This window comes from Shewanella sp. LC6 (assembly GCF_006385735.2).
In the GTDB taxonomy this organism is placed as follows: domain Bacteria; phylum Pseudomonadota; class Gammaproteobacteria; order Enterobacterales; family Shewanellaceae; genus Shewanella; species Shewanella xiamenensis.
In genome coordinates this window covers 4,675,721-4,687,185 of sequence record NZ_CP043902.1, presented here as the reverse complement: position 1 = coordinate 4,687,185, position 11,465 = coordinate 4,675,721, and the positions used below count along the sequence as shown (strand labels likewise).

9 protein-coding genes are annotated in these 11,465 nt (G+C 50.9%); 1 reads left to right on the top strand and 8 read right to left on the bottom strand.

From position 1 onward, the window contains the following. Positions 1–53 precede the first annotated feature (53 nt). The 5 genes from prpF to FJD32_RS20925 form a co-directional block, all read right to left on the bottom strand. Positions 54–1,247 carry a 2-methylaconitate cis-trans isomerase PrpF gene (gene prpF / locus FJD32_RS20945; protein ID WP_099457111.1) on the bottom strand — a complete coding sequence of 398 codons (1,194 nt, stop codon included), beginning with the start codon at positions 1,245–1,247 and terminating at the stop codon, positions 54–56. A gap of 86 nt (positions 1,248–1,333) precedes the next feature. Beyond that, positions 1,334–3,937, bottom strand: a complete 2,604-nt coding sequence (gene acnD, locus FJD32_RS20940; RefSeq protein ID WP_140906444.1) for a Fe/S-dependent 2-methylisocitrate dehydratase AcnD — start codon at positions 3,935–3,937, stop codon at positions 1,334–1,336. An 80-nt stretch (positions 3,938–4,017) separates the two neighbouring features. Continuing rightward, a complete protein-coding gene (gene prpC / locus FJD32_RS20935) occupies positions 4,018–5,145 on the bottom strand; it encodes a 2-methylcitrate synthase (RefSeq protein ID WP_099457109.1) in 1,128 nt (375 codons plus the stop codon). Between the two features lie 235 nt (positions 5,146–5,380). Then, entirely contained in the window at positions 5,381–6,259 is an 879-nt protein-coding gene (prpB, locus tag FJD32_RS20930; RefSeq protein ID WP_037431229.1) for a methylisocitrate lyase, read from the bottom strand. A gap of 64 nt (positions 6,260–6,323) precedes the next feature. Continuing rightward, positions 6,324–7,112, bottom strand: coding sequence for a GntR family transcriptional regulator (locus tag FJD32_RS20925; protein ID WP_099457108.1), 789 nt, complete (start codon positions 7,110–7,112; stop codon positions 6,324–6,326). Between the two features lie 332 nt (positions 7,113–7,444). Between FJD32_RS20925 and FJD32_RS20920 the strand changes: the two genes are divergently transcribed. Next, positions 7,445–7,909: a DUF523 domain-containing protein gene (locus FJD32_RS20920; RefSeq protein ID WP_099457107.1), complete on the top strand. Its 465-nt coding sequence runs from the start codon at positions 7,445–7,447 to the stop codon at positions 7,907–7,909. Positions 7,910–7,977: 68 nt separating this feature from the next. Here FJD32_RS20920 and FJD32_RS20915 read toward each other — a convergent pair whose 3' ends face one another. The 3 genes from FJD32_RS20915 to FJD32_RS20905 form a co-directional block, all read right to left on the bottom strand. After that, positions 7,978–8,919 (bottom strand): acyltransferase, encoded by a 942-nt coding sequence (locus tag FJD32_RS20915; protein ID WP_037431237.1) that lies wholly within the window; start codon positions 8,917–8,919, stop codon positions 7,978–7,980. A 7-nt stretch (positions 8,920–8,926) separates the two neighbouring features. Beyond that, positions 8,927–9,829, bottom strand: coding sequence for an acyltransferase (locus FJD32_RS20910; protein WP_037413712.1), 903 nt, complete (start codon positions 9,827–9,829; stop codon positions 8,927–8,929). A gap of 100 nt (positions 9,830–9,929) precedes the next feature. Then, complete coding sequence (locus FJD32_RS20905) at positions 9,930–11,456, bottom strand: YifB family Mg chelatase-like AAA ATPase (RefSeq protein ID WP_099457106.1); 1,527 nt, start codon at positions 11,454–11,456, stop codon at positions 9,930–9,932. Between the last annotated feature and the right edge of the window lie 9 nt (positions 11,457–11,465).

Genomic DNA, 11,465 nt, shown 5'->3' with positions numbered 1-11,465 from the left:
CTATTGATAGGGTGATATCAATCAACTTGAAGGTGCGAATCAGTTGTCTGGTTTTATACGGTGGGCACGCGTACAAAACCTTCCATCAGCACTCGGGCGCTGCGACTCATAATGGCTTTAGTCACTGTCCATTCGCCGTTTTGTTGCATGGCCTGTGCGCCGACGCGAAGGGTGCCAGAAGGATGGCCAAAACGTACCGCTTCCTTCTCACCACCGCCTGCCGCGAGATTGACTAAAGTGCCGGGAATCGCCGCCGCGGTACCAATCGCTACGGCGGCTGTGCCCATCATCGCATGGTGCAATTTGCCCATGGAGAGGGCACGTACCAGAAGATCGATCTCCTCCGCTGCAACTGCTTTGCCGCTGGATGACACATAGTTTTTCGGCTTAGCAACAAAGGCCACCTTAGGGGTATGTTGGCGTGATGCGGCCTCATCAATATGTGTGATAAGTCCCATACGTACGGCGCCATAAGCACGGATGGTCTCAAACTTGGCAAGAGCGGCATTATCGCTGTTGATATCGTCTTGCAGTTCAGTGCCCGAGTAACCTAAGTCCTCAGCATTGATAAAGATGGTTGGGATACCCGCGTTAATCATGGTGGCATTAAAGCTGCCAATCCCGGGTACTTCGAGTACATCCACTAAATTACCCGTTGGGAACATGCTGCCACCATCGCCATCTTCGTTAGCGGCGGGGTTCATAAATTCGATCTGCACTTCGGCGGCGGGGAAGGTCACGCCATCGAGCTCAAAATCGCCTGTCTCTTGCACCATGCCATCGGTAATCGGCACATGGGCAATAATGGTTTTTGCAATATTGGCCTGCCAAATACGCACGGTGCAGATACCGTTTTGCGGGATGCGCGCAGCATCAATCAGCCCATTGCTGATGGCAAATGCGCCGACGGCGGCGGTCAAGTTGCCGCAATTACCGCTCCAATCCACAAAGGGTTTGTCGATAGACACTTGGCCAAACAGATAGTCAACATCGTGGTCGGCTTGGCTGCTTTTAGACAGAATAACCGTCTTGCTGGTGCTTGAAGTTGCGCCGCCCATACCATCAATTTGTTTACCATAGGGGTCGGGGCTGCCAATGACGCGCAGCAGTAGTGCATCACGGTCAGGGCCGGGTACTTGGGCTGCTTCGGGTAAATCATGCAGACGGAAAAATACCCCTTTGCTAGTGCCACCACGCATATAGGTTGCAGCCACTTTAATCTGGGGCGGGAAAAGTTTATTACTCATGCTATTAACTCCAAGGGGAATAGCGAAAAGGTTCGTGTCGATATAGGCGGCAAGCTTGTCGGCATTGCCGCCTTTTAGCGCGAATCTTACTTCAGATTTGACTCTAAAAAATCCTGCGCAAACCGTTGCAGTACGCCGCCAGCAGAGTAGATAGACACTTCTTCAGCGGTATGTAAACGACAGGTCACAGGCACTTCGACATGCTCACCGTTTTTACGGGTGATGATAACGGTCAAGTCTGCACGTGGCGCGATATCACCAACAACATCAAACACCTCGGTGCCATCGATGCCATAGGTCGCGCGATTCTCGCCCGCTTTGAACTCCAGCGGCAACACGCCCATACCGACTAAGTTTGTGCGGTGAATACGCTCGAAACCTTCGGCGACAATCGCCTCAACACCCGCTAAACGCACACCTTTTGCCGCCCAGTCACGGGATGAACCCTGACCATAGTCAGCGCCGGCAATAATAATCAGCGGTTGTTTGCGATCCATATAGGTTTCAATGGCTTCCCACATGCGGGTGACTATGCCTTCTGGCTCGATACGCGCCAGTGAGCCTTGCTTCACCTTGCCATCGACAATTGCCATCTCGTTTTTGAGTTTAGGGTTGGCGAAGGTCGCGCGCTGGGCGGTTAAGTGGTCGCCCCTGTGGGTCGCGTAGGAGTTAAAGTCTTCCTCTGGCAGGCCCATCTTGTGCAGGTATTCGCCCGCCGCGCTGTCCATCATAATCGCGTTTGATGGCGATAAATGGTCGGTGGTGATGTTGTCGCCTAATACCGCGAGTGGACGCATGCCCTTGAGGGTGCGCTCGCCCGCTAATGCACCTTCCCAGTAGGGTGGGCGGCGGATATAGGTTGATTGTGGACGCCAGTCGTACAGTGGGCTGACCTTATCGCCATAGTCGACGCTCAGGTCGAACATCGGCTCGTAGACTTTGCGGAACTGCTCTGGCTTCACGCTTGCCGCAATCACAGCATCGATTTCGGCATCCGTTGGCCAAATATCGATTAAGCGCACTGGCTTGCCGTCTTTATCTTGACCGAGTACATCCTTCTCGATATCGAAGCGAATCGTCCCTGCGATTGCATAGGCGACGACTAATGGCGGTGATGCGAGGAAGGCTTGCTTAGCGTAGGGGTGAATACGGCCGTCGAAGTTACGGTTACCGGATAATACGGCGGTAGCGTAAAGATCGCGGTCGATCACTTCCTGCTGGATAACCGGGTCGAGGGCGCCGCTCATACCGTTACAGGTGGTGCAGGCAAAACCGACGATACCGAAGCCTAATGACTCAAGCTCTGGCAGCAAGTTGGCTTCTTCTAAATACAGTTGTACCGCCTTAGAGCCAGGGGCGAGTGAGGTTTTAACCCAAGGTTTGCGACTTAAGCCTTTGGCATTGGCGTTACGTGCCAGCAGGCCTGCTGCAATCACGTTACGTGGGTTACTGGTGTTGGTGCAGCTAGTGATGGCCGCAATAATCACGGCGCCATCTGGCATCAGGCCTGGCTCGTTTTCAACCACGCCGCTGATGCCGCGCGCGGCCAGTTCTGAAGTCGGAACGCGAGCATGGGGATTCGATGGGCCAGCAATGGTACGCACTACCGATGACAGATCAAAATGCAGGGTACGTGGGTACTCGGCCTGCTTGAGATCATCGCTCCACAAACCTGTGGTCTTGGCATAGGTTTCAACCAGCTTCACTTGCTCGTCGCTACGACCCGTGAGGGTTAGGTAGTCTAGCGTTTGTTGGTCGATGTAGAACATGGCGGCGGTGGCACCAAATTCTGGCGTCATGTTAGAGATAGTCGCGCGATCGCCAAGTGTTAAAGCCTCTGCGCCTTCGCCGAAGAACTCAAGGTAAGAGGAAACCACTTTTTCCTTACGCAGGAATTCGGTCAAGGCTAAAACGATATCGGTAGCGGTGATACCCGGCTGAGGTTTGCCTGTGAGTTCAACGCCGATAATGTCGGGCAGACGCATATAGGAGGCGCGGCCCAGCATCACGCTTTCGGCCTCAAGTCCACCCACACCGATAGCGATAACGCCCAGCGCATCCACGTGTGGCGTGTGACTGTCGGTGCCCACTAAGGTATCTGGGAAGGCCACGCCATCACGGGCATGGACCACGGGTGACATACGCTCCAGATTTATCTGGTGCATGATGCCGTTACCCTGCGGGATCACATCGATGTTTTTAAAGGCTTTTTGCGTCCAGTTGATAAAGTGAAATCTGTCTTCGTTTCGCCTGTCTTCGATAGCGCGGTTTTTGGCGAAGGCATCTTTATCGAAACCACCGAATTCCACTGCCAGTGAGTGGTCAACAATCAGCTGAGTTGGAACCACAGGGTTAACCTGCGCCGGATCGCCTCCCTTAGCAGCAATCGCATCACGCAGACCCGCAAGGTCAACGAGAGCTGTTTGCCCTAAAATATCGTGGCACACCACGCGGGCTGGGAACCATGGGAAATCCAGTTCCTGTTTTGATTCAATAATTTGTTTTAGTGAGTCGGTAAGCGCCTGCGGCTCGCAGCGACGCACTAAGTTTTCCGCTAACACGCGTGAGGTGTAAGGCAATTTCGCATAGGCGCCGGGGGCAATGGCTTCAATGGCTTCGCGGGTATCGAAATAGTCGAGTGCTGTGCCGGGTAAAGGCTTGCGATATTGGGTGTTCATAACAGTGCTCATAACATCATCCATTTCGGAAAATGAAGTCGGCGCGAGACGCACCTTGAGTGAAGTCTCGCGCTAAGTGTGGTCAGTTTTGCTTAACGGTTGGCAATGGGTACCACTTTGCGTGGTGATACACCCACATAGTCGGCACTTGGACGAATAATGCGGTTGTTTGAACGCTGCTCCATCACGTGCGCCGTCCAACCTGTTACCCGTGAACAAACGAAGATCGGGGTAAACAGTTTGGTTGGAATGCCCATGAAGTGGTAAGCACTGGCGTGGAAGAAGTCGGCGTTACAGAAGAGTTTTTTCTGTTCCCACATCAGGGCTTCACAGGCGACCGATACGCGATAGAGGCGATCATCGCCATAATCTGCGGCCAGTTTTTCTGACCATTCTTTGATGATGGCGTTACGAGGATCTGAATCTCGGTAGATGGCGTGACCAAAGCCCATAATCTTTTCTTTGCGCTCGAGTTTACCCATGAGCACATCGCGGGCATCGGCTTCGTCTTTCATATCTTGAATGAGTTCCATCGCCGCTTCGTTAGCGCCGCCGTGCAATGGACCACGCAGTGAGCCGATAGCACCCGTGACGCAGGAATGCATGTCCGACAGGGTCGATGCACACACACGGGCGGTAAAGGTTGAAGCGTTAAACTCATGCTCTGCATACAGAATTAACGATACGTCCATTACCTTAACGTGCAGCGCCGATGGAGCTTTGCCGTGCAGCAGGTGCAGGAAGTGAGCACCGATTTGCTCATCGGAGGTTTCGGTGTCGATGCGTACGCCATCGTGGCTAAAGCGATACCAGTAGCAGATAATCGATGGGAAGGCCGCCAGTAAACGGTCAGCAATTTGGCTTTGCTCGCTAAAGTTGTGCTCGGCTTCGAGGTTACCCAGCATCGAGCAACCGGTACGCATGACATCCATTGGATGGGCGTCGGCAGGAATGCGCTCTAACACTTCTTTTAATGCCTGTGGCAGGCCGCGCATGCCCTTAAGTTTGGTCTTATAGGTCTCGAGTTGTGCAGTGGTGGGCAGTTCACCGTAAAGGATCAGGTAGGCGACTTCTTCGAAGGTGGCGTTTTCGGCCAGATCTTTTACATCGTAACCGCGGTAGGTCAGGCCGCTACCCGATACACCTACAGTACTTAGTGCAGTCTCACCCGCGCTCTGGCCACGTAATCCAGCACCACTTAATTTTTTTGCGTCTGACATAATTCTTCCCTTCCGTTAACGCTATGGTTATTGCAGACAGGCTCAATATTAGCCGTCTACCTTTTTGGTTAAAGCTGCATAAATGTTGACTAAATACAGAGTTTTAGCCTTATGTAGGGTTGCAGCATATCGGTGATGCAGGAGCCGTTATTTGAGGTCACGGCTCTCGCATCTGGGTATCAGTAACAACGCGAAGCCTAAGCTTCTACTGACGTCCATGGTCTGTACTTATCTTTTACTTATCTTGGCTAAATAATTGATCTAACTTGTCTTCAAAGGCGTGGTAGCCCAAGTACTTATACAAATCCGTACGGGTCTGCATAGTGTCTAAGACATTGCGTTGATGACCATCATTCATCAGCGCTTGCATCACTTTCAGTGCGGCTTGGTTAGCGGCGCGGAAAGTGCCGAGTGGGTAAAGCACCATGTCGGCGCCCGCTTCGGCGAGTTCTTCTTTGTTGAACAATTGGGTTTGGCCAAATTCGGTCATGTTCGCCAGAATTGGTGCGTTAACTTGGGCTTTGAAGTGACGGTATTGGTCCAGCTCAGTTAAGGCTTCGGCGAAAATCATATCGGCACCCGCGGCGATATAGGCTTTTGCACGTTCGATACCCGCTTCTAAACCTTCAACGGCAACCGCATCGGTGCGCGCCATGATCACAAAGTTAGGGTCGGTGCGGGCATCGACGGCGGCCTTGATACGGTCAACCATTTCCTCGGTACTGACGACCGCTTTGTTGGGTCTGTGGCCACAACGCTTTTGCGACACTTGGTCTTCCATGTGCACGGCAGCTACACCGATTTTCTCAAACTCTTTAATGGTGCGGGCGATGTTGAAGGCGCCACCCCAACCGGTGTCGATATCGACCAGCAGTGGCAGTTGAGTTGCTGAGGTGATACGACCTGCATCGATTAGCACATCGTTCATCGAGGTCATGCCTAAATCCGGCAAACCGTAGGAGGCGTTCGCTACGCCTGCGCCCGACAGATACAGGGCTTGGAAACCGGTTTGCTCCGCCATCAAGGCGAAATACGCATTGGTGGTGCCAACGATTTGTAAGGGTTTTGAGTTAGCAAGAGCTTGGCGAAAACGTAATCCTGCGCTTTGGGTCATGGTCTTGTCCTTATCCAATTAAAAAGTACTGAATGATCAGTATTCGATGCTTATGGGCTGCGACTTAGCTGATATTGGCTAAGGTTTCTTTCGCGGCGGCGTTAGCTTGTAATTCAATCAAGCGTAATTCGGTATTTTTACGGCCTTGCTCAATATGGCGACGCATCAACAGGCTAGCGAGTTCACCATCACGCTGGGCAATGGCTTCGACTATGCGTCTGTGTTCGGCAATGGCTTTTACTGGGCGGTTCTTATTGGTGCACTGATAGCGATACATCCGCAGCAGATGATAAAGCCCGCCAATTAAGGTTTCTTGCAGATGTTTATTGCCGCTGGCTTGGATGATTTGATAATGGAAGTCGACATCACCTTCCTCTTGGAAATAGGTATCGCCATTGGCCAGCGCGGTTTCTTGCACCGCGAGTAAGTCTTCTAACTTGGCTAATTGTTCTGGGGTAATACGGCTGGCGGCAAGTTCGCAGGCCATGCCTTCGAGCACGCTACGTAATTGATATAAATCGTTTAACTCGCTCACTGTGAGTTGAGCGACTCGAGCTCCGACATGGGGCGCACGGACTACGAGACGTTGTCTTTCTAAGGTTTGCAGCGCCTCACGGGTCGGGCCGCGGCTGATGCCGTATTTTTCGGCGAGGGCTTGCTCGTTGATCTTACTGCCTGCAGGCAGTTCACCCTTGATGATGCTGGTTTGTATTTGCACCAAAATTTGATCGGCTAAGGTGGTCGACGATTTTTCGCTGGCGAGGGATTTCACCTTATTCGTTGGGCTCGTCGCGGCATGAGCCGCTGAACTTGGGGTGTCATCTGTGGGGAATATGGTCTCTTGCTTCAACATACTGCGCATCACTCGTTGATTGCTGGATTGTCGACTATGGGTAAAAAATAGTCCCGTTAAATCCCATTGTCAACAATATGTTTACTTAGACGTAAGTCTATACTTCTGTCGTTTTTATTTTTAGCTACTGTATTTGTTGGTTATTTTGTATTTAATTTGATTTTGATAATTTTATCTTCTCTATTTTTTAATTGGTAATTGTCGACAATTTTGGTGTCGAGTGATGTCAGATGGTGCGATCAAGCACAGCTTTTACCCCATTGCGACTTATTGAGTACAATGCTGAGAAGGTATTGGTTGGCACCTACAGGGTGAAGGTATAGAGGGACAAGATGGAGAAAATCCTCATTAGCAGTTGTTTGCTTGGGCAGGCGGTACGCTATGACGGCGGTCATAATCTGCTGCAAGACGAGTGGATGCAGCGATGGCAGCGAGAAGGGCGGATAGTGGCGTTTTGTCCTGAATGCGCGGGCGGATTACCCACACCAAGGCCAGCGGCCGAGCGTGTCGGCGATCTAGTGCTAACAGCGCAGGGTGAAGATGTCACAGCGGCTTTTAGGTTGGGAGCACAAAAGGCGCTTGCTTTGGCTCAGGAGCAAGGCATTAAAATAGCGATTTTAAAGGCGCGTAGTCCTTCCTGTGGTAATCAGCACATTTATGATGGCAGTTTCAGTAAGCATTTAATTGCAGGGCGGGGAATGACGGCCGAACTTCTGCTGGCGGCAGGTATGAGTGTGTTTAATGAAACGGAATTAGCAGAAGCGGCAATGAGGCTGGCACAGCTAGAAGTGGAATAAGCGGGCTAGGTAAGCCCAACCCGCTATCGACTCACTTACGTTAGTGAAGCTGTATTCGTTAATCTGTATTAGTGAAGCTGTGTGTGGGTGCTGGTGGCACTATCCGTTAGCTGCTGATGTTGCTGCAAGAGTGCAGCAATTTGATCATCTTTTTCCGCCCAAACTTGATTTAACCAACGCTGAAACTCGACCCGATATTCCGATTCTGAAAAGTAGCGAGTAGCGTCGACCTGCGGTACTGGCAAGGCTCGCACCCGTACAATAATCTTGCGTACTTTGCCGTTCATTACGCCAAATAACACATCGTCTGGCGCATCCGGATACACTACCGTCACATCCAGTAGGTTAGTAAATTGCTCACCCATAGCGGAAAGTGTAAAGGCAATACCACCTGCTTTAGGCCGGAGTAAATGACGGTAAGGCGAATCTTGGCGCTGACGCTTATCTTCGGTAAAGCGGCTGCCCTCAACGTAGTTGATAATTGATGTGGGCATATTTTTAAACTTTTCACAGGCTCGGCGAGTGGTGGCTAAATCTTTACCCTTAAGTTTTGGATTTTTCTTGAGTTTTGCCGGGCTGGTTCTGTCCATAAAAGGCATGTCGAGCGCCCAGCAACCTAGGCCCATAATAGGGACATAGATCAGCTCTTTCTTGAGGAAGAATTTCAACATGGGGATATGGTTACGCAGCAGGTAAGTCTGCGCGGCAATATCAAAGCCACTGAGGTGGTTACTGATTAGCAAGTACCAGCTGTTTTTATTGAGCCCTTCAAGTCCTTCAACATCCCACTCGATTTTGGCAATCAAATACAAAATGCCACCATTGCAGGTTGCCCATGCCCACATAAAACGATTCATCAGTCCGGTCACTGCATTGCGTGCGCCTTGAGCTGGCATCAACATTTTCACTAAACCACCAAGGCAAACCAAGGTTCCCCAAAGGGCGGTGTTAATGATCAGCAGGCTCAGACTGAGAATAAACAGCACTGGGCCGGGGAGAAAATTCAACATAGAGGTTTTACCTTACTTCTTGGTCCGCTTGCCCTGCCAATTGGCTGATCACTTGATCTTTAGCGAGCCAAAGTTCATTCAATTGTTCTTGGAAGCTAATTTTAAACTCGCGATCATTCATATAATCGCCACGCATATCCGGCGAAATATCCTTCACTGTTATGTGTACTTTAACCTTTGGCAGCTTGCCTGTCAGGTAGTCCCAATAGCTTGGAACGCTATCTGGGTAGTAGATCGTGACATCCACTAATTTGTGGATCTGTTCTCCCATCGCCGATAGCGCAAAGGCCATGCCGCCCGCTTTAGGTTTTAACAGATGTTGGAACGGTGAGTTTTGTTTTTTATGTTTGGCCTTGGTAAAGCGTGTTCCTTCGACAAAGTTCATCACACTCACTGGCTTAGTCTTAAACTTTGCGCAGGCTTTACGGGTGATCTCGATATCTTTGCCCTTGAGTTTTGGGTTCTTTTTAAGTTGTGCAGTGCTATAGCGGCGCATAAAAGGAAAATCTAATGCCCACCATGCTAGCCCTAACACGGGCACATAAATCAGTTCTTGTTTCAGGAAGAATTTCAAAAACGGGATTCGGCGATTAAATACGCGCTGCAGGATCAAAATATCCACCCAAGACTGATGATTAGCGATCACCATATACCATTCTTTGGTAGAAAATTGGCTATCGCCCGAGAGCTCAATTTGCACTGGGTGCAGCACACGTTCAATCACCCCATTGACGCTTATCCAAGCGCTGGCGCAAAAGTCGAGAAAATAGCTCGTCGCCGTTCTCAACACAGGCAAAGGAATAAGTTTAATGAAGCTGCCCAGAACAATGGGTACAACCCAAAACAGCGTATTCACGACATAACCTAAGAAAGCTATGCAGCCTTTTAATTGTGAAAACAACGTCCCCATTGGCGCCCCCTGATAAAAATTGGAGGCCTATGTTACTCGGTGTCGGCGTTTGGCTCAATCTTAGGGCGGCTGGTCGGGGCATTTGTTAATATTTCGAGTCTCAATACTGTTGGGATAAACGGGCCAATAATTTATCCATAGCCCGATATCCTAAGGCTTGGGCGAGGTGGCGTCTTTCGGTATTGGGGGCCTGCTCAAGGTCGGCAATGGTGCGGGCAACCCGTTGAATACGATGAAAGCTGCGCACGGATAATCCTAACTTGACGACACTCTGTTCTAAAAAAACTAGGTCAGCATCATTGATACCACTAAATTGCTTAAGTTGTTTACCTGATAGTTCGCTGTTAAGCACGCCCGCTCTGGCGAGTTGAATATCGCGGGCGCATTTTACTCGTTTGGCGATTTGATGGCTGGTTTCGCCTTGCGTCGACTGTTGCGTTAGGGTGCCTGCGGGGAGTTTGGGGACTTCGATGGTGAGATCAAATCTATCTATAAACGGGCCAGAGAGTCTGGCGAGATAGCGCTGGATTTGATCGGGTGTAGCTCGATTGGGGCCGTCGATATCGCCGCTCGGGCTGGGGTTCATGGCGGCGATCAATTGAAAGCGGCTTAAAAAGGTCAGTTTTGCCGCCGCGCGGGAGATCACCACTTCACCTGTTTCCATCGGTTCACGCAAACAGTCGAGCACTTTTCTTGGAAATTCAGCGACTTCATCCAGAAATAATACTCCGCGATGGGCCAATGAAATTTCGCCAGGCTTAGGAATACTGCCACCTCCGACTAAGGAAATTGAGGAGCAAGTATGGTGCGGCGCGCGAAATGGTCGCTTAAGAAAGTCCTGCGGTTTGATATTGATGCCCGCGACGGAATGAATTGCAGCCACTTCTAAGGCTTCTTCATAATTGAGTGCAGGTAATAGCGCCATCATGCGGCTGGCTAGCATGGTTTTGCCAGTACCCGGCGGGCCTAGCATTAATAGGTTATGGTTGCCTGCAGCGGCGATTTCAAGTGCTTGTTTAGCTTGGTATTGACCTATCACCTCGCTAAGGCAAGGCGTGGACTGCGCCGGCTCATCCGAGATCCACTCGAGCTGCTGCTCCAGCATGGGAAGTGGCGCTTGTCCATGGAGAAACGCCGCTAAACTTTGCAAATGGGAGCCAAAGTAGACCTTAGGATAGCCAACTAACTCGGCATCGTGGCGATTATCGAGTGGCAGAATTAACTGATTATTATGGCGTTTAGCCGCAATGATTGCTGGTAGTAATCCTTGGCAGTGGCGGATTTGCCCTGAGAGGGCAAGTTCGCCGACAAATTCAGTATCCTTAAGGCTCGTGGCGGGGATTTGCTCTGACGCGGCTAGAATGCCGATGGCGATAGGCAAATCGTAACGGCCGCCCTGTTTGGGTAAATCTGCGGGGGCGAGATTGACGGTTATCCGGCGCATCGGAAACTCGAATCCCGCATTGATCAGGGCACTGCGCACCCGCTCACGGGCTTCTTTGACTGAGGCTTCTGGCAAACCCACCAGATTAAAGGCGGGTAGGCCATTACTGAGATGGACTTCAACCGTGACTTCTGGAGCTTCAACACCACAACTGGCTCGGGTATGTACACAGGCTATCGCCATAAACAAATC

Excerpts from the sequence above, each read along its gene's own strand:
- prpF (WP_099457111.1), bottom strand. The coding sequence starts at position 1,247 with ATGAGTAATAAACTTTTCCCGCCCCAGATTAAAGTGGCTGCAACCTAT.
- acnD (WP_140906444.1), bottom strand. The coding sequence starts at position 3,937 with ATGAGCACTGTTATGAACACCCAATATCGCAAGCCTTTACCCGGCACA.
- prpC (WP_099457109.1), bottom strand. The coding sequence starts at position 5,145 with ATGTCAGACGCAAAAAAATTAAGTGGTGCTGGATTACGTGGCCAGAGC.
- prpB (WP_037431229.1), bottom strand. The coding sequence starts at position 6,259 with ATGACCCAAAGCGCAGGATTACGTTTTCGCCAAGCTCTTGCTAACTCA.
- FJD32_RS20925 (WP_099457108.1), bottom strand. The coding sequence starts at position 7,112 with ATGTTGAAGCAAGAGACCATATTCCCCACAGATGACACCCCAAGTTCA.
- FJD32_RS20920 (WP_099457107.1), top strand. The coding sequence starts at position 7,445 with ATGGAGAAAATCCTCATTAGCAGTTGTTTGCTTGGGCAGGCGGTACGC.
- FJD32_RS20915 (WP_037431237.1), bottom strand. The coding sequence starts at position 8,919 with ATGTTGAATTTTCTCCCCGGCCCAGTGCTGTTTATTCTCAGTCTGAGC.
- FJD32_RS20910 (WP_037413712.1), bottom strand. The coding sequence starts at position 9,829 with ATGGGGACGTTGTTTTCACAATTAAAAGGCTGCATAGCTTTCTTAGGT.
- FJD32_RS20905 (WP_099457106.1), bottom strand. The coding sequence starts at position 11,456 with ATGGCGATAGCCTGTGTACATACCCGAGCCAGTTGTGGTGTTGAAGCT.